Genomic DNA, 18,990 nt, shown 5'->3' on the forward strand with positions numbered 1-18,990 from the left:
AAGGAGCCTTAGCTCCTTTTTTATGGGTTACGATTAAGTGCCATTGATCTTAATCAGCGCTAAATTCATCTAAAACCCAGGCTAATGGCGCTTGATACAGCTGCGGCATCCATTGTTGTAGCTGACCAATACTGTCGGTTAGCATCGCGCTATTATGAACCGATAAGTTTAAGTGACCCACTTTACGACCGACGCGAACTTCTTTGTTGTACCAGAATAACTCAGCGTTGGGTAAGCTTAACCAGCGGTCATCTTTATCAACACCAATTAAGTTTACCATCACACATTGATGATTCACTTGTGGGGTATGTAAAGGTAATCCGCACAAGGCACGCAGGTGCAATTCAAACTGATTGATATGACAACCTGATTGAGTCCAGTGACCAGAGTTATGAACCCGAGGGGCTAACTCATTAATCAGTAATTCATCACCAACCCGGAAACATTCCATCGCCATCACTCCAACATACTCAAGCTTATGCATAATTTTACTTAGCATGGCTTCAGCTTGGGCTTGTAAGTGGTTTAAGCGCGATAATGGCGCAATCGATGCCATTAAAATACCGTCTTGATGGAGATTTAACGCTAGCGGGTAAAATAAGCATTCGCCGGTTTGGGTTCGTACGCCCACTAATGACACTTCTTCATCAAAATTAATCGCTTGCTCAGCAATGGCTTCATTACGCCAATCAGCAGGGATGGTGGTTGATTCAGCTTGTTTTAACCAGTGTTGACCTTTGCCGTCGTAGCCACCGGTGCGGCGCTTTAATAATACTCGCTCGCCATATTGCTGATGCAACTGCGCCGTTTGAGTATTGTCGTCAACCAGCTCCCAAGGTGACGTTGGTACAGCTAACTCATCCAATAAGCTTTTTTGGGTAAAACGGTCTGCCAGCAGGCCAAAAACCGGGCCATTAATGAAATGCTTATGCTTGCTAAGTTGCAAGCTTAAGTTTGATTCAGGCCATTGCTCTCGTTCTGCGGTGATGACGTCAGTATCGTTAAGAGGTAAACGCTCATCTGATGGGGTCATAATATCAACCGGACGAACATTAATCGCTAAAGGCTGCCCAGCATGGGACAACATAGCGCCTAATTGACCATCACCTAAAACCCATACATTGTGCTGTGTAGCGTGGGTTTGATTTTTTTGCTCACCGTCCTGCTTAGCCATTAAGCTTCCCTCGGATCTGGATTTTCAAGGATTGAATTAGTTTGCTCTTCACGAAAAGCATCCAAACGCGCTGCAAGTTCACTGTCTTCAACCGCAAGAATTTGGCTAGCAAGTAAGCCGGCATTAAACGCCCCAGCAGTACCAATAGCAAGGGTACCAACTGCAATACCTTTAGGCATTTGTACGATAGACAGTAAGCTGTCCATGCCTGATAACGCTTTGCTTTGCACAGGCACACCCAGCACTGGAAGGCGGGTTTTTGAGGCAATCATACCGGGTAAATGTGCTGCACCACCGGCGCCGCCGATAATGACTTTAAAGCCTTTACCAGCAGCAGTGCTAGCAAAGTCCATGAGTTTGTCAGGAGTACGATGCGCTGAGACAACTTCAACGTGATATGGCACCTGCAGCTTATCCATAATTTCTGCGGCGGCTTCCATGGTCGGCCAATCACTCTTAGATCCCATAACTACGGCAACAAGGGCTTGCATGATAACTCCTTAACACACTTATTATATTAGAATAATTTTACTTATACCTGCATAGGGTACAGGCATTATAGGCTGCATTTTTGCGCCTATAAAAAAGGGGCTAGATAATATCATGTTGGCTCACATTTCGCTGCATTTCAGTGTTTTTTGGGGCTGAAACTCAGTTTGTGATTACGAATGCTTATACTGGCTTTTGGTAAACATCGAACAGCAATCGTGTACTGCAAGTTTTGGGTTATTGATAAGGTAAAAATTAACCCGTTAACGTTACGCATAATTAATGTGCTTTTGGGTTTATGGTATTGATTTATATTGTTTTGTTTTGGGGGTGATTAAATGTGAAAGATAAATAACCCTTTTTTAATCTGAGCACGTTAATAATAGTATTGTGGTTATTACGGAGTCATAGATGAGTAAATGTACAATTTATCAGGCGTGCAAACTAAGCCTATTGCTGCTTGTAAGCGTTAATGGGGTTGCTGAAACTCTAACATTACAGCCAAACTGCGTGGCTGCTCAGCAGGCTGTTGTGAGTCATGGCGGCAACATGGTTAGTGGTGAAACGCCATTATCCCTGCTGACATTTAATACGGATAGCAGCGGCTGTATCAGCGACTATAACAGGCTAAAGCACTTACTCAACCAGCAAATCTGGCCTGAAAAAAATACCATCCAAAGCCAGAATTTACTCAATGCATTTCAATATGACTTTAGTCAATATCAGCCATTATCTGAAAACTATCAGATACATACTGAACTGGCGCCATCGCCTTATAATAATGACACCTTGCTGCTGTTGATTAATATCAAACAGAGTGACAAGGCCACAGAGCCTGCAAAGCAAGGCTTAGCTTATTTACAAGCCAAGTTACGCTTCAATCCAAGGTTGATTACGGAATACCGACTAATTGGTTTTGAGCGAAATTTTGGCAACCCCGTTAATAAACAAATGTCCAAAGGCCATGCTCGATTGGAGGCTCAATCAAGTGGCCAATATAGTGCCTTGTATGAGTTGCGCATCGATGATTCAGCTGCTTATAAATCACCAGCCCATAAACCAAGTGCTCAGCAGCGCTTTAGTGCCGATAACCTCGCCACATTGTCATTGCATGACATGCGTATAACAAGCCAACAAGCTTTGCTTGGCCAGTTTGATATTGATATTGACATTGCTCAACAAGACAAATTCTTTCAACAAGCCAGTGATGAGTTTCGTTTTGCTGCAGCGGTGGCGGGTTTAGGGCAATTAATTAATCAAAGTAATTATGTTCATGGCTTTGATTATCATGAGTTAGTTAATATCGCTCTTGATGCTAAAGGGGCAGATAGCCAAGGTGAGCGCAGCGAGTTTATTGCCCTTGTTAAGCAGGCGATGCTAGTGTCTGTTACAAACAATGTCGGGATAAAAAAGCCCCATCAACGACAAGCTTATCCGATGCCGCAGCCTATTTATGATACTCCGCCAAAGCAGGGCAGCATTATTGGCAAGGCTATTTTTAACTAGCCTATTATTAACTCGGCTATTATTAACGAGCTCATTGTCGACAGGAGTATTAATGATAAGGTGCAGTGAATAATATCGCTCAATTGCAGAGTATTAATAGACAATCGCATTTACGCTGGGCAAACTGTTTAAAGTGATTAAAAACAGTCTATAAAACAAGGTTGTCGGCGGTGAAGGATAAAATAACTGCATTATCAGATGAGCAATTAATGTTGAATTATCAGCAAGGGGACTCGCTTGCTTTTGAGCAGCTGTATAGCAAACATAAAGGGCCTTTGTATCGCTATTTTGTGCGCCAAATCAACGATAAGCAATTAGCAGAAGATCTATACCAAGACACGTGGGGCAAGGTGATAAAAGCCGCCAGCAGTTATCAAGTCACAGCCAAGTTTACCACTTGGGTTTATCGCATTGCCCATAACTTACTGATCGATCATGTGCAGGCGGTGAAACCACTCGATAAGCTTGCTGAAACCGCAGAAGAGGGCATGGATAGCTTTGATGCCAGCACACTGGATAGTTCTCATCGCAGTAGTCCTGATGAGCAACTGCTTGATAGCCAAAAAGGGCAATTATTAAAGACCTGTATTAGTAAATTGCCTCAATTACAACGAGAGGCTTTTTTGCTGAATATTGAATTGGGCTTAACAGCTACGGCAATCAGTGAGATTGCCGATGTAACCTTAGAGGCCACCAAAAGCCGCATTCGCTATGCCTATCAAAGTATTAAGCAATGTGTAGCGCTGAAATGGCAAGGGGCGGATCATGAGTGATTCTAAAGATAAAAGCTCAGTCAACGATAAGACTGATGAACAGTTTGTGGCTTTGCAGCAAGAAATTAAAACCCTGTATCAGCAGGATTTAGAAACGCCCCCCAAAGCGATGGATAAGGCTATCTTAGCCCAAGCTAAATTGAGCGCCGCTCCAGTTGAGCAGGCAAGAGCATCTCAAGGTTATTCAGCAGCCACAAATGTCGTGCAAGTGAGTTTTTGGCATAAGCATCGTTTAGGGCTGTCAACCGCGGCATCTGTAATGATCATTGCCAGCGTGATATTAGTTAATCCAAACTTTACCCAACATGCCAATATAGATGCGGGTGACAGTGTGCCAATGGCAACGAAAGCCACTGAAACGCCTATTTCAGCAACGCCAACGCCAATGACGGCAACGACAGTTGAGTCTGCCGCTGATGTGCTCCCAACTGTGACAACTAAAGTTATGCCTCAACAGCAGCGTGAATCTATGTCTGCGGCTCAATCACAACCACAATTACAATCACAACCAGAATCTCAGCCTCAAGCTCAATTACCAACGCCAGCACAAACTCGTTCAGCAGTTACTGTCATGAGCTCAGCTAACGACATTAACTCAGCTAACACGACTAGCGCAGCCAACGCAACTGGCGCAGCTAAGGCAACAAACTCCATTAATGCAATCAAGCATTTAGCTGAACTGTTAGATAACAAACAATTGGAGCAAGCTCAGGCATATTCGAAGGTTATTGAGCTGCAATTCCCTGAGATTATTCAGCAGCAGCATCCTCAATATCAGCAATACCAACAATTACAGCAGCGCTTAAGCTTGCAACAATCGATTCAATAATGGCACTAGTGCGCTAACAGTAACATTGGCTCTAGCTTGAAGATTTGTTGTCGAGCTAGGTGTCCAAAGCACCAAGGGTAACAACAAAAGTTGTTACCCTTTTTTTGCGGCGAATAAGTTAATTGTTACAAATTCTTAAACTTTTATCGCAATAAATACTGGGTTTTATACTGCTAAATCAGTTTAAGTTTGCTAGTTTGATTGCTTGAAAATAATAATATTTACAAGGACTTTTCTGACTATGAAACTTCGCCATTCTGTTAGCGCCTGTTTATTAGCTCTTGGGCTGTTAAGCACATCCGCTCTTGCGGTTAATTCAGACAATCAAGGCTATTACCGCGCGCCAGCGCTACATGATCAAACCTTGGTATTTACCGCCGAAGGCGATCTTTGGCTTAGTCAGTTAAATCAAACTTCAGCAACACGATTAACCACCCAAGCAGCAGAAGAAATCGATGCTGTGATTTCAAAAGATGGTAATTGGCTTGCCTATAGCGCGAACTATGATGGCGCTACTGAAGTGTATGTCATGCCGATCAAAGGCGGCGTTGCCAAGCGAGTAAGCTTTGAAAATAGTCGCGTCAGATTGCAAGGCTGGACAGCCAGCGGGGAGATTTTGTATGCCACCGATAATGCTAATGGACCGGCAAATTACTGGGTTCTTAAAACGGTAGATCCACAGACGCTGCAATTAACGGATTTACCCCTAGCAGATGCGATTGAAGGCACCATTGATGATGCGGGCGAGTATGTTTATTTTACTCAGTTTGGCCTGCAAACCAGTGGTGATAACGCCAAAGTTTATCGTGGCGGCGCTTTAGGTGAAATTTGGCGATTTAAATTGGGCAGTAATCAAGAGGCGCAAAAGCTGACAGCAGCTCATCAAGGCTCAGTAAGACAACCCATGCTGTGGCAAAATCGGCTTTATTTTATTAGCGACCAATCTGGCAATGATAATATTTGGTCGATGACGCTTGATGGTCAAGATGCTAAGCAACATACCCAATTTAGTGCTTGGCAAGTCAGAGATGCACAGTTAAATGATGGTCGAGTTGTGTTTCAGCATGGGGCAGATATTAAAGTCTTTAGCATTAATGATGGCAGTTCATCCTTAGTCGATATTAGCCTGACTTCAGATTTTCCCCATCGCCGTGAACATTGGTTAAAAGATCCAATGGCATTTGCTACCTCAGTGGAGTTAGCCGCCAGTGGCGATAAAGCGGTGATCACCGCTAGAAGCCATGTAGCCATAGCAAGTCATGATGGCCGCCGCTTAATCCAAGTGCAATCACCCGCTAACGCCCGCATTAGAAATGCGTTATTAAGTACGGATGGTGATTGGGTTTATGGCATCAGTGATGCATCAGGCGAGCAAGAGATCTGGCAATTCCCCGCTGATGGCAGTGCAGGGGCAAAACAACTCACTAAAGATGGCAGTAGCTTAAGAACCAGTCTGCATTTATCACCCAATGGCCGCTATATTGCCCATGATGACTACGATGGCAATGTGTGGTTACTGGATTTAAACAAAGGTAAAAATACTAAAATCATCACCCATGGTGAAGGGTTAGGAGAATATCCGGATATCGTTTGGTCTGGTGATAGCCAATTTATTGCCTTAACCAAATTGGAAATGGGTCAACAGCGCCCGCAAATCGTGCTGTATTCTGTTAATGATAATAAAGCCCAATCCATTACCAGTGATAAATACGAGTCACATTCACCTAGCTTTAGCCCTGACGGACAATGGTTATATTTTTTATCAGCGCGGCACTTTAAAGCGACTCCTGGTTCGCCTTGGGGTGATAGAAATATGGGGCCTGTTTTTGATAAACGCACTGAAATCTTTGCCATCGCATTAACTGAAAAGTCGGTATTTCCCTTCGTAAAACCAACCGAGCTCAATAGCAGTATCATTGCCGATGCCAAAGAGGCTAGAAGTCAGGCTGATAGTAATCAAAAAGTCAAAGTGGATTGGGATAATATCAGTCAAAGACTCTGGCAAGTTCCGGTGGCATCAGGCAATTATTCCAGCTTAACTGCCAGTAAAGATAAGCTATATTTGCTCGATACAGTGGCAGATAAAAGCAGCTTAAAACTGGTGAAGTTTGATAACTTGTCGCCTGAGGTAACCGAGTTTTCCGCTGATATCAGCGACTATCAACTCTCAGATGATGGTGAAAAATTACTGCTAAGAAAACAGGCTAATCCAAGTGAGCTGCATATTGTTGATGCTGGCGATAAAATAGCCACAGAGCTTAAAAACACTCAGGTTGATACCGCCCAGTGGCAGTTATCTATAGCGCCAATGCAAGAGTGGCAGCAGATATTTGAAGATGCCTGGTTAATGCACCGTGACTCCTTTTTCGACAAGAATATGCGCGGGGTTAATTGGCAGCAGGTGAAGCAAAAATATCAGCCGTTATTAGCCCGCTTAACCGATAGAAATGAGCTTAATGATTTGTTCAAGCAAATGATGGGCGAGCTTGATTCATTGCACTCGCAAGTGCGCGGTGGTGATATAGCTAAAAACGACACTGCCACAGGGGCAAGTTTAGGGGCACGGTTAGCGCAAACCTCAAAAGGGGTGCTGATTAACCATATTTATCGTAACGACCCAGAGCTACCAACGCAGGCATCACCGCTGGCCCGTATTGACGTTGACGCCGCAGAGGGCGACATCATCAAAGCCATTAATGGTAAGCCTGTCAGCAGTCTTGCTCAGGTTAGTCAACTACTGCGTAATCAAACCAATAAACAAGTGTTGTTGGAGTTAACTCGTGGTAAAAAAAGCCATCAAACGATTGTTGTGCCCCATGATAACCGCACCGATGCCAAGCTGCGTTATTTAGACTGGGTCACCAATAATGCCGCTAAAGTCAGCAGTGCCAGTAAAGGCAACATTGGTTATTTACATTTGTATGCCATGGGGGCTGGGGATATTGAAAGCTTTGCCCGTGAGTTTTATACCAATTATGACAAAGACGGTTTAATCATTGATGTGCGTCGTAATCGTGGCGGTAATATCGATAGCTGGATTATTGAAAAGTTACTGCGCCGTGCGTGGGCTTTTTGGCAGCCCACCCATGGCACTGCTAATACCAATATGCAGCAAACCTTTAGGGGTCACTTAGTGGTGCTCGCGGATCAAATGACTTATTCAGATGGCGAGACCTTTTCAGCAGGCATTAAAGCCTTAGGGTTAGCGCCGTTAATTGGTAAGCAAACTGCGGGTGCAGGGGTTTGGCTTTCAGGGCGCAACAGCCTAACGGATAAAGGTATGGCAAGAGTGGCGGAGTATCCACAATACGCTATTGATGGCAGTTGGATTGTTGAAGGCCACGGAGTTGAACCGGATATTGAGGTAGATAACTTACCTTTTGCCACATTCTCGGGCCAAGATGCCCAACTTGAAACCGCCATTCGTTATTTAAAAGATGAGCTGATCCAAAAGCCAATCGCGCCGTTAAAAGCTAAGCCAATTCCTGCAAGCGGATTTGCGGCAGATACTAAAGCGCAATTTTAAAGGCGCTAACTTGAGTTAAGCTTGGTAAATAAGTGTAAAAAAACCGATATCAAGTCAAGTTGATATCGGTTTTTTTATTTGTAAATACAGCCTTTAGCAGGTATTTATCAGCCGTTAATTGCTACTTCAGAATTAACACTATTGGCGATAAAGCAATTGGCGTGGGCTTTGTCATGGATTTTATTTATCACTTCCTGACTGACTTCAATGCCTTCTGCAAAAGTTACCACTGGATTTAAGGTCATTTTGGTGACTGACAGCTTACCGTTATCATTTTTGCCTAGTTCTGCTTTGGCATTATCAACATAGGTTTCAACTGTTAGGCGTTTTAAATGGGCAATGGCTAAAAAGGTTAGCATGTGGCAAGAGGATAAGGCCGCAAGCAAACTTTCTTCAGGATTAACCTTGGCTTCATTGCCTTTATATTCAGGCGCAGAAGAGGCGTGAACAACTTGGCCTGTACCAAATTCGATTTGGTGATCCCGGTTAAACTCTGGCGCTTGATGATCAAAATGATCTGCTTGCCATTTTACCGTTAACTTAAAACCCATCATTTATCCTTTGTTTACAATTTCAAACACTTAGTGAGTAATCTGGTTAAAACTGTGATTAGAAGCATTACTCAAATGGTTTAGCTGAAAAGTATTCTACCTGAGTGAGTGACGAAATCTACCTCCCCTTAGATATTTAATGACTAGCCTATAGCCAAAAGTGGATTGCCGCGGATAGTGTAAATATTAATCATAATTAGCAAACCGATTTTAGCATTGGATTACATCAACTTAGCGACTATTGTAATAATTGGTATGTTAATAATATGTTATGAATACGTATGCAGTAAATTGAGGCTAGCGCTGAACCATGTCTAGTATATCGGGATAATAATGCCTGATATTCCATTAGTCTGAGTCGTATAACTGAATGTTGGGTGACTATAAAGTCAGTAAGGTGAGGGGAAACTCAATGTTCAATTGTAAACCTAGTGTGTTATCGCTAGCGCTAGCTGCTGCGGGGGTCGGATTTGCTTTTTCATCCGATATAGCGCTTGCTGCCGATGAAATCAATACAGAAAAAAACCAGGTCGCTGATGCGGTCAATAATAACACTACGACCGATAACAGTAGTGCTAGCAATGCTGTTGCAGATAATGCTGAAGCAAACAGTGTCGCAGAAGATACTGACATTGAAGTGATCAGTGTTACTGGCTACAGCCGTAGTTTGATCGATTCTCTTAACTCAAAACGCTATGGGGATACCGTTTCTGAGCAACTATCAGCAGATGACTTAGGTGCACTGCCTGATGTATCAATGGCCGATGCATTAACGCGATTACCGGGTATTTCAGCGGTACGAACAGGCGGTCAGGCGGCTGAGATTAATATTCGTGGTATGTCAGGCGACTTTGTTTTCTCAACCTTGAATGGGCGTGAGCAAGTATCCACCAGTGGTTCTCGTAGCATTGAGTTTGACCAATACCCTTCAGAGTTAATTAGTTCAGCAGCCGTTTATAAATCGCCAAAAGCTTCACTGATTGAAGGTGGTGTAGCAGGTACTGTTGAACTGACGACAGTCAGCCCATTAAGTAAAGAAAAACAACATAACTTTACCGCCAATGTACGTGGCATGTATAACGACCGCGCTGATGAAGTTTATGGTGCTGAAGAGTTCGGCCACCGCTTAAGTTTCTCATACCAAGGCAAGTTCCTAGAAGATACTCTAGGTGTGGCAGTGGGCTATGCCCGTCTTGAACAGCCAAGCGTCGCGACGCAATTTGTAGGTTTTGCTTATAATGGCTTGTTAGATGTTGATGGCTTAGAGAATGATACTAATGGCCCTGTTGGCGATGACGGTGACATGAGCAATGTTCATAAAGAATACCTAGGTGAAGGCTTCGAGTTACAACATTTAGGCGGTGTTGAAACCCGAAATGGCTACATGGGGGCTATTGAGTGGGCACCTGTTGAAAACTTTGTCCTGAAGGCGGACGCTTTTATTTCTCGTTTTGATAGTGAAGCTTTTGCTCGTGGTTTTAGGGTAAAACTTGATGGTGAAAATGCCAATATTCATAACCCTGTATTAGATGGTAATGCGGTGGTTGGTGGTAATTTCGGGCGTAAATCAAAAGACAGTAATACTCGCGTTGAAATCGTCAACGATGACAATCAAGATTTTGATGAAGTAAACAGCTTTGGCATCAATGCTGATTGGCAAGTCACTGATAACTTAAATGTAAATTTAGATGTGTCGTTATCGTCAGCTAAAAGTGATTTCCGTAATGGTTTGCTATGGTCTAACGTTGCAGAAGATGCCACCATCGATTCACCCATATTTGATAATGATGTGGCAATTAACTATCTACTTAATGGTTTAAATCTACCTGATGTGGGTTTTAATCAGGCTGATGACTTTTCAAATATAGATAAAGTTATGGTGAGTAAATACGGTATTTACCCCTTTGTAAATGAGGATGAATTAACTGCATTTCGTTTAGATTTCACCTATGAACTTGAAAATGATTTTATCTCAAGTATAGAGTTTGGTGGTCGCTACTCTGATCGTACCTACTCAAATGATCGCTCGGTATTTGAATATGGTGCTGATAACGCTTTTTCTGAATCGCAACCACCACTAAGGTTAACTGATGAAATGGCCACAGTGGTCGACTGGGAAGGGGACTTTGGTTACTTCCCTTCATATCTAGCGATTGATGTAGATAAAGCCCTCAATGCATGGTTCCCTGATGGCACACCGCAACCTGTTCAAACTTGGGGTAATGCTGCTGGAGTCATTGACGCGAAAGGTTATGAAAATGGTTACTCATGGACCATGCTGCAAAGTGGGGAGGTATACGAAGAGGTCTTTTCCGGTTATGTGATGGCTAATATCGATCTAGAAATAGGCAGCTTGCCTATAACGGGTAACTTTGGCGTGCGTGTGGTTAACACTGACCAGTCTGCCACTATGCTTCAAAACGTTGAAGGAGAGGCTACATTAGGTGCGCAAAATATCACTGACGAAATTGGTATTATTAATCAATATTACGCGCCCACAGTTCAAGGTATTAGCTATACAGATTATTTGCCATCGATAAACCTTAATTTCAAATTAAATGATGAGTCCCAATTGCGCTTTGCGGCCGCGAAAGTGATGTCTCGCCCGCCAATTAATCGTCTTGCTGGGGACATTAGTGCAACGGTTTCAGATGATGGCGAAATCAATGGTTCCAGTACTAACAATCCTTTCTTAAAACCATTTTATGCCGATCAGTATGATTTATCTTATGAATACTACCTCGATGACGGTGCGATAGTTGCCGCAGTATTCTACAAAAATATTGACTCATTCATTGATACCATTGGTATCACTGATTTCGATTTTGCAGGGAATGGCTTTAATGTCCCAGAATACAAAGAGCTTGATAATAATTCCCGTGTACCCACCTATAACGGCACTTATACCACCGCAGTAAATAATGCTAACGGTGGCTACATCCGCGGCCTGGAATTAGCTTATACCCAAGTATTTTCAACCTTACCTGATGCTTGGTCAGGCTTAGGCTTTAATGCCAGTTATTCCTATACCGAATCAGAGGTTGAATCTATCACCAGTTTAGGTGGCGATACAACGATTCAATCATTAGCTGGATTATCTAATAACGTTGCTAATGCAACACTGTTCTATTCCTATGAAGGGTTTGAAACCCGAGTGAGTGCGCGTTATCGCGATGAGTTTGTGTCAGAACAAGTTGCCATTAATGAACAAGTGGTCAACTTTGATGGTGAAACAGTCATTGACTATCAAGCGTCTTATCAAGTCACAGATGGGTTAGGTGTGTTATTTCAAGTAAACAATTTAACCGATGAACCCACCAAAAGTTATTTTGGCACCCAGCAAAAAACAGGAACGATTCAATATTTTGGGCGTGAATATTATTTGGGGTTCACTTATGCAATGTAATCACTTGAAAGAAAATCGAGAGAATAAACACCAAGTATCACGTTTGATAAAAACATATTCAATGGGGAGAGCCCACTCATGATGAGTATTTCTAAAATAATAAAATTGACTGCGGTTGCAGCTAGTATCACTGCATTGACAGGCTGTGGTAGTGAATCATCAGAACCTGGTGAGGTATTATTGACTTGTAGTTCGCCAAACATTCCCAACTCTACAGGCACTGAATGTGTGGCTCCGCCAGCAAAAGTGTGTAAAGCACCGACTTTCCCTGATGCCAAAAATGAAGCTTGTATTGTTGGTTATAACGACAGTTTACCTTTACCTGTGGTTTTAGCTGGTGAAAATCAAGCTGTTCTATATTACAACCGCTTGAAGGATAATAATAACACCGAAACGAATCCGAATTATTCGGCATACAGGCTCCATACTTGGAATAACGATGCCTGTAATAGCTATGCCCCACCGTTTGACTCCACAGAATGGAGTAATGGCCACCTGTTTGATGGTGTTGATGAAAACTACGGTGCTTATTGGATCCTTAATCTTAAAGAAGGGTACTCAGAGTGTGCCCAATTTATTATCCATGATGGTGATACCAAGGCGTTATCTGCAGGTGATTTGTCGGTTAACCTCAAGGCTTATGAAGATTCTACTGCAATAGAGGCTCAATTTGATCGGGCTAATTTTACAATTGATGGCACTCCTGATGTCTATAACTTCCCTATATTGGATGTCGGTTTCTCTATTGAGGGGGCAAGTGCCCATTGGTTAGATCAAAATACTTTTGTATGGAATCAGTCAGCGGACGGAATTGCAAAGTTTGTCATTCATCATTCTGCAACCGCAGGTATTGAGAGCGATATCGCAGGCAATATCAGTGGAACACAAGTAGAAGTAGTCACTAGTGAACTCACTGATGCCCAAAAAGCCTTAGTGCCTCATTTAGCTGACTGGCCAGCCTATGAAGCAAACTTCAGCGCAGATGAAGCAAAAGTTATCGCTAAAAATCAGTTAGTGATGGCGGCATATGATGGTGACAACAAACCTGTTGCAGCAACTCATGTTCAAGCCGCTAAAGTACTTGATGCACTGTACACCACTGGTGAGAATGATGCTGATGAAGCTGACTTAGGCATAATCTATGATGGCAGTAACATCATGGCGAAAGTCTGGGCACCAACAGCTCAAACAGTGAATTTGAAAGTTTATGATGCAGCTAAAAACTTAACCCGTACTGAGTCGATGACCTTAGATGCTGAAACGGGGATTTGGTCATTTAGCGGTGATATGAGCTTAGACAGAATGTATTACCGTTACGAACTCATTGTTTTCCATCCTGTAACTAAAGCCATTGAAACACTTGAATCAACGGACCCTTATTCTCTGAATGTGTCAACCAATGGCCGCTATAGTCAATTTATTAACTTAAGTGATGATGACTTAAAACCTGATGGTTGGGATGACCACGAAGTCATGACGGTTGCCAATCCTGAAGATATCGTGATTTACGAAGGTCATGTTCGTGATTTTAGTGCTCGCGATGAAAGCACTAGCGCAGAAAACCGAGGTAAGTATTTAGCCTTTACTGAAGCGGGTAGTGCACCTGTTGAGCATCTACGTAAATTAGCTGAAAGTGGCGTGACTCATTTTCATTTATTGCCTGTCAATGATATCGCTACTGTTAATGAAGATCCGGCAGAGCGAGTTGATATCACAGACACTTTAGGCACCTTGTGTGACAAGATTGAAGACAGTGCAGATGCCTGTGTTACCCAAGATAAATCAGCCACAATTGAATCAATCCTAGAAGGAGCATTACCAGGCTCAAAAGATGCCCAAGCATTAGTTGAAGCTATGCGCGGCTATGACAGCTTTAACTGGGGGTATGACCCTCAGCATTTTATTGCCCCAGAAGGCAGTTATGCTAGCGATGCCGATGGCATTGCTCGAGTTAGAGAGTTACGTGAAATGAACTTAGCTTTACATGAGTTAGGGCTAAGAGTCGTGTTAGATGTGGTGTATAACCATACCAGTTCATCTGGGCTTTGGGATAACTCAGTGCTCGATAAAGTCGTGCCAGGTTATTACCACCGTTATAACGAAATTAGCGGTAACATTGAATCATCCACCTGTTGTGATAATACCGCCACTGAACATCGAATGATGGATAAGTTTGTCTCTGATTCAATGGTGATTTTAGCTGAGCAATATGGTTTTGATGGTTTCCGATTCGACGTGATGGGTCATATGCCTAAGAGCAGTATTTTAGCTGCCCGTGATGCCGTTCAAGCGGTTGATGCTGATAACTACTTCTATGGTGAAGGTTGGAACTTTGGTGAAGTCGCCGATAATCGATTGTTTGAACAGGCCACTCAAGCCAATATGGCAGGCAGTGAAGTCGGTACCTTTAATGACCGTATTCGTGAGGCCGTTCGAGGGGGGGCTTTATTTGCTTCTGAGCAAAAAGATGATTATTTGCGTGACCAAGATACGCTGCGCTTATCAATGGCAGGTAACTTACAAAACTACGTCTTAAAAGACTTTAACGGCAATACTGCCACAGGGAGTAGCTTTAGCTGGAACTCACAGCCAACAGCTTACACCTTAGATCCTGCAGACAGTATTAACTATGTATCAAAGCATGATAACGAAACCTTATGGGATATTTTACAGTATTCAAATGATATTGGTTTATCGTTAGATAGCCGCGTACGAGTGCAAAATATTGCTGCTACGATTCCATTAATGAGCCAAGGTATTCCATTTTTACAAATGGGTGGCGACATGTTGCGCTCGAAATCATTAGACCGAAATACTTATGATTCCGGCGATTGGTTTAACTGGGTCGACTTTACTAAAGGCAGTAATAACTGGAATGTCGGCTTACCGTTAGAGCAAGATAATGCTGCCAAAATGGAGCAAATTATTGCGCTTGCGGGTAATCCTAATTCAGCTGCCTCTATGTCTGAAATTGAGTTTGCTTCTAACGTCTTTAATGAGTTTTTATCTATACGTAAAACGAGCCCACTACTGCGTTTAACGACTGAGCAAGACATTATTGACCGTGTTGGTTTCCATAATATTGGCAAGAATCAAACTCAGGGCGTAATTGTGATGAGTATTGATGATGGTGCTGATTTAACTGATATAGACCCTTCAGTTGATGCCATGGTGGTGATGATCAACGGCAGTGAAAGTGAGCAGTCTCATACAGTGCCGACTGCATCTGGGTTTAGTTTGCATCCAAGTTTATCTATGTCGATTGACACCACAGTGCAAAGTGCCAACTTTAGTGAGGGGACTGAAGAGGGCACGTTTACTGTACCGGCTTATACCACAGCAGTGTTTGTGAAAAACCAAGGTGATACACAAGGTGCAGGTTTAAGTGCTAATGCTACAGCGGGTGCGCCAGATGTTGTGCCATATGGCAGCACTGAAGTATTTGTTCGTGGTGGCATGAATGGCTGGGGTGAAGTGGATAGCTTTACCTATATTGGTAGTGGTGAATATCGCGTTGCAATTACTTTAGCCGCGGGTGGCTATGACTTTAAAGTGGCATCCAGTGATTGGAGCACTGTGGACTTTGGCGGCGTGTCAGATGCCGAAGCGGGAGTTGATGAAGACGTAGCTGAGCCACTTGCTAGAGCGGGCGCAAATTTAAGCTTTACCGCAACACTTGATGGGACTTATGTGTTCTCACTTAATGCAGCAGATAAAGATAACCCAGTGCTAACCGTATACAACGAAGAGCCTTTCGTTGGCACTAGTGTTTATGTTCGTGGCGGCATGAATGGTTGGGGCGAAACCAATGAATTGGTTTACATGGGTGGCAGTATTTACCAAGCAGAAATATTGGTATCAGCAGCAAACCATGAATTTAAAGTTGCCTCAAGTGATTGGTCTACAGTTGATTACGGCAGTTTAGATGATAATGGTGCAGTGACCTTAGATACTGCCAAAGCGTTAGCGGTTGCAGGGACGAATATGAGTCTCAACTTTGAAACTGAAGAAATGTACACTTTTACTTTTAATATGAGTAATCGTTTAGAGCCAATGCTAACTGTCAATAAAACAGAAATGTTTGGCACTAATACTGTGTATATTCGTGGCGGAATGAATGGCTGGGGTGAAGTTGATGCACTAACTTACCAAGGTTCTTCGGTTTACCATGTTGATATCGCTTTAGAGGCGGGCAATCATGAATTTAAGATTGCTACTGCAGATTGGTCTACTGTTGATTTTGGTGCTATTGCTGGCGAAGAAACGGTGTTAGAAGGTGAAATGCAGTCATTGGCATCCAAAGGGGCTAATATGAATTTTAATGCTGCAGATGCTGGCACATATCGATTTACGGTAACTGGCCCCAGTGCGAGCTCTCCCACCTTGTCGGTAACCAAAGTTAACTGACTTTAACGATAAACTTATCTCAAATGACCGATATAACAAAACCCAGCTTATGCTGGGTTTTTTATGAAATCCACTCCAGTGCTTAAAAGTGAGTGTAAAGCGTGAATTATCACTTTTAGTCATAGATTAACTTGAGGCCATGGACGCTTGAACTGTGCCTTAATTTAGCTTCTTTGGCTGATTTTTAAACTATTTTGAAGGTTAATTTTCTTAAAAAACAGCTAAATGCACAAATAAAGTGCAAACACGACAAAAGTTGCAGATTTTGTTTTAATTTTATGTCTATACTGAAGTTGTAAGACAAATGAATCGCTGCAAACAAAATAATTAACACTAGTATGAGGTGGTAGTGAGAAATTTTTGTAATGTTAACAAAAATTTATCCAACTTCCCTTGAGTTCTAGGACACAAGTCCTCAAATATACTGGTGTAAGAATAAAATTGCTTAAAGAAAGTGAAGTATATAGCGTCGCTATATTATTAAAGGATATTTATCTATGAAAATAAATCTTTCGGGTCACCATGTCGATGTTACTGATACTGTAAAAGAACACGTCAATCAAAAATTCACTAAAATAGCCAGTCATTTCCCAACGCTAATATCACTCGATATTATTATTTCAAAAGAGCACGGCGAGTTTGAAGTAGAAATTACCACAAACTATGAAGGTAGCCGAATCGCTGCCAAAGCGTCAGATCCCGTTATGTACCCAGCACTTACCCAAGCAGGTAAAAAACTTGATGCCGCACTCAAGCATCGAAAAGGACAATTAAAAGCAGATTTACATCAGAAGCCCGAGGTTACAGCACCTGAAATAGCTTATGAAAAAGTTCAAGAAATGGAATTAAAATAAGCGACTTGCCCTTATTTTAGCTACAAAGGTAAGCCATAAAAAAACGCAGTCTATTGACTGCGTTTTTATTGGGCTCATCCGCTTTAGGGCTGGCGTAAGAGCTGTTGCTGTTAGTCGTTAATCTCAGCATTGTGATAAACGTTTTGTACGTCATCACAGTCTTCTAAAGCAGCAATAAATTTATCGAAGGTTTCAACATCTTCACCGGTCACTTCGGTCATGGCCTGAGGTACAAATGTGATATGTTCAACTTCAAATTCGATGTCTGCATTATCTTCAGTTAATGCCACACGGACTTTATTGTATTCAGTGATTGGTGAGAAAACGCTGATCATGCCATCTTCTAACTCAACATCAGTCACGTCCACATCAGCCATCATCAGCAATTCTAAAACGGCTTCATCGTCATCACCAGGAAATACAAATACGGCTTGGTGGTCAAAACTGTGAGCAACAGTACCAGGTCCACCTAACTTAGCATCATTTTTAACGAAAGCTTGACGCACTTCAGTGAAAGTACGTTTCACATTGTCAGTTAAGCAATCTACGATGACTGAACATCCACCAGGGCCAAAACCTTCATAACGCGCGGTATCATAATCTTCACCGCCACCGCCTTTGGCTTTTTCAATGGCACGTTCGATAACATGAGTCGGTACTTGGTCTTTTTTCGCTCGTGCAATTAAGCTGCGTAATGCTAAGTTACCGTCAGGATCAACACCACCATTTTTAGCTGAAACATATATCTCTTTACCGTAGCGCGAGTATAAACGCGTTTTTTGGCCAGCGGTTTTAGCCATAGATTCTTTGCGGTTTTGGTATGCTCTTCCCATCTTAATCTCAGTCTTATATCGAAAAATTGTCGATGATTCTAGCAAAAATTATCGCAACTGTTTAGGGGCTGTATCTGTTTCAATGTTAATTTTACTGGTTTTTGCTCATTTTCTTGCCAGCAGCACAAAAATGACCGCTGTAGATATTAAAATTCCCCCTAATTTTTGAACAAAATCATCATTAAGCAGTGAGCTAGGTCAAATTAACAATACCTTTGTAAGTAATATGTTGTTCAGTTTCTCGATAAATCAATAATTCATGACTAGACTTATCATAAGGGAACTAATAGTCATGTTAGCCGCTTTATAAGGATGAGAGTGAACTTATGACAGAAGTAACGCAGCCGTTAGCCACAGTTGATAAAGATAATAAAGCGACAGTAACGGTACTATTTTATGATGCTCCGGCAGGTCTATCTATGAATAACACTGTACTGAAAGGGTTGCATGTCAGTGCCGCTGGAAGGGTAATATTGCCCGATGAGTTTCGAGAGGGTAAGTCGATTATTGCCGTGCTTGATGGTGAGTGCACAGTGCTTAACACCTTGGGCGAGCGAGTTTATTCTCAACAAAAAATGATTGGTAACTAACTAATTTTTTATAATCAAACAGCAACTAACATCATTAAATAAAACTAGGGCG

The 18,990-nt window shown here is 42.4% G+C and carries 12 protein-coding genes; 8 read left to right on the plus strand and 4 right to left on the minus strand.

What is annotated here, in order from left to right:
- Positions 1–49 precede the first annotated feature (49 nt).
- Both purK and purE read right to left on the minus strand, forming a co-directional pair.
- The gene (purK, locus tag AB4160_RS02240) at positions 50–1,174 is read right to left on the minus strand and encodes a 5-(carboxyamino)imidazole ribonucleotide synthase (protein ID WP_102438116.1); all 1,125 of its coding nucleotides are present in this window, start codon (positions 1,172–1,174) and stop codon (positions 50–52) included.
- Positions 1,174–1,665: a 5-(carboxyamino)imidazole ribonucleotide mutase gene (gene purE / locus AB4160_RS02245; RefSeq protein WP_076542981.1), complete on the minus strand. Its 492-nt coding sequence runs from the start codon at positions 1,663–1,665 to the stop codon at positions 1,174–1,176. Before purE ends, purK begins: the two co-directional genes overlap by 1 nt.
- Before the next feature lie 409 nt (positions 1,666–2,074).
- Between purE and AB4160_RS02250 the strand changes: the two genes are divergently transcribed.
- From AB4160_RS02250 to AB4160_RS02265, 4 genes are all read left to right on the plus strand, one after another.
- On the plus strand, positions 2,075–3,169 hold the full coding sequence (locus AB4160_RS02250; protein WP_372003478.1) for a von Willebrand factor type A domain-containing protein: 1,095 nt from the start codon (positions 2,075–2,077) through the stop codon (positions 3,167–3,169).
- A gap of 209 nt (positions 3,170–3,378) precedes the next feature.
- Positions 3,379–3,942 (plus strand): sigma-70 family RNA polymerase sigma factor, encoded by a 564-nt coding sequence (locus tag AB4160_RS02255; RefSeq protein WP_372003522.1) that lies wholly within the window; start codon positions 3,379–3,381, stop codon positions 3,940–3,942.
- On the plus strand, positions 3,935–4,771 hold the full coding sequence (locus AB4160_RS02260) for a hypothetical protein (protein WP_372003480.1): 837 nt from the start codon (positions 3,935–3,937) through the stop codon (positions 4,769–4,771). The genes AB4160_RS02255 and AB4160_RS02260 overlap by 8 nt, the downstream gene beginning before the upstream one ends.
- Before the next feature lie 241 nt (positions 4,772–5,012).
- Positions 5,013–8,297, plus strand: coding sequence for a S41 family peptidase (locus AB4160_RS02265; protein ID WP_102477199.1), 3,285 nt, complete (start codon positions 5,013–5,015; stop codon positions 8,295–8,297).
- Positions 8,298–8,404: 107 nt separating this feature from the next.
- Here the strand turns inward: AB4160_RS02265 and AB4160_RS02270 are convergent, their stop codons facing one another.
- Positions 8,405–8,848, minus strand: a complete 444-nt coding sequence (locus AB4160_RS02270) for an OsmC family protein (protein ID WP_102438126.1) — start codon at positions 8,846–8,848, stop codon at positions 8,405–8,407.
- A gap of 412 nt (positions 8,849–9,260) precedes the next feature.
- Between AB4160_RS02270 and AB4160_RS02275 the strand changes: the two genes are divergently transcribed.
- From AB4160_RS02275 to hpf, 3 genes are all read left to right on the plus strand, one after another.
- The gene (locus AB4160_RS02275) at positions 9,261–12,254 is read left to right on the plus strand and encodes a TonB-dependent receptor (RefSeq protein WP_372003482.1); all 2,994 of its coding nucleotides are present in this window, start codon (positions 9,261–9,263) and stop codon (positions 12,252–12,254) included.
- Positions 12,255–12,332: 78 nt separating this feature from the next.
- Complete coding sequence (locus AB4160_RS02280; protein ID WP_372003484.1) at positions 12,333–16,661, plus strand: alpha-1,6-glucosidase domain-containing protein; 4,329 nt, start codon at positions 12,333–12,335, stop codon at positions 16,659–16,661.
- 497 nt (positions 16,662–17,158) lie between these two features.
- Entirely contained in the window at positions 17,159–17,515 is a 357-nt protein-coding gene (gene hpf / locus AB4160_RS02285) for a ribosome hibernation-promoting factor, HPF/YfiA family (RefSeq protein WP_102477203.1), read from the plus strand.
- Positions 17,516–17,625: 110 nt separating this feature from the next.
- Here the strand turns inward: hpf and AB4160_RS02290 are convergent, their stop codons facing one another.
- A complete protein-coding gene (locus AB4160_RS02290) occupies positions 17,626–18,348 on the minus strand; it encodes a YebC/PmpR family DNA-binding transcriptional regulator (protein WP_102438132.1) in 723 nt (240 codons plus the stop codon).
- 326 nt (positions 18,349–18,674) lie between these two features.
- Between AB4160_RS02290 and AB4160_RS02295 the strand changes: the two genes are divergently transcribed.
- Positions 18,675–18,938 (plus strand): TIGR02922 family protein, encoded by a 264-nt coding sequence (locus AB4160_RS02295; RefSeq protein WP_102438134.1) that lies wholly within the window; start codon positions 18,675–18,677, stop codon positions 18,936–18,938.
- The last annotated feature ends 52 nt before the right edge of the window (positions 18,939–18,990 follow it).

Source organism: Shewanella sp. 10N.286.51.B8, assembly GCF_041469325.1.
Lineage (GTDB): Bacteria > Pseudomonadota > Gammaproteobacteria > Enterobacterales > Shewanellaceae > Shewanella.

Coding starts and splice junctions, on each gene's coding strand:
- purK (WP_102438116.1), bottom strand. CDS start 1,174: ATGGCTAAGCAGGACGGTGAGCAAAAAAATCAAACCCACGCTACACAG.
- purE (WP_076542981.1), bottom strand. CDS start 1,665: ATGCAAGCCCTTGTTGCCGTAGTTATGGGATCTAAGAGTGATTGGCCG.
- AB4160_RS02250 (WP_372003478.1), top strand. CDS start 2,075: ATGAGTAAATGTACAATTTATCAGGCGTGCAAACTAAGCCTATTGCTG.
- AB4160_RS02255 (WP_372003522.1), top strand. CDS start 3,379: ATGTTGAATTATCAGCAAGGGGACTCGCTTGCTTTTGAGCAGCTGTAT.
- AB4160_RS02260 (WP_372003480.1), top strand. CDS start 3,935: ATGAGTGATTCTAAAGATAAAAGCTCAGTCAACGATAAGACTGATGAA.
- AB4160_RS02265 (WP_102477199.1), top strand. CDS start 5,013: ATGAAACTTCGCCATTCTGTTAGCGCCTGTTTATTAGCTCTTGGGCTG.
- AB4160_RS02270 (WP_102438126.1), bottom strand. CDS start 8,848: ATGGGTTTTAAGTTAACGGTAAAATGGCAAGCAGATCATTTTGATCAT.
- AB4160_RS02275 (WP_372003482.1), top strand. CDS start 9,261: ATGTTCAATTGTAAACCTAGTGTGTTATCGCTAGCGCTAGCTGCTGCG.
- AB4160_RS02280 (WP_372003484.1), top strand. CDS start 12,333: ATGATGAGTATTTCTAAAATAATAAAATTGACTGCGGTTGCAGCTAGT.
- hpf (WP_102477203.1), top strand. CDS start 17,159: ATGAAAATAAATCTTTCGGGTCACCATGTCGATGTTACTGATACTGTA.
- AB4160_RS02290 (WP_102438132.1), bottom strand. CDS start 18,348: ATGGGAAGAGCATACCAAAACCGCAAAGAATCTATGGCTAAAACCGCT.
- AB4160_RS02295 (WP_102438134.1), top strand. CDS start 18,675: ATGACAGAAGTAACGCAGCCGTTAGCCACAGTTGATAAAGATAATAAA.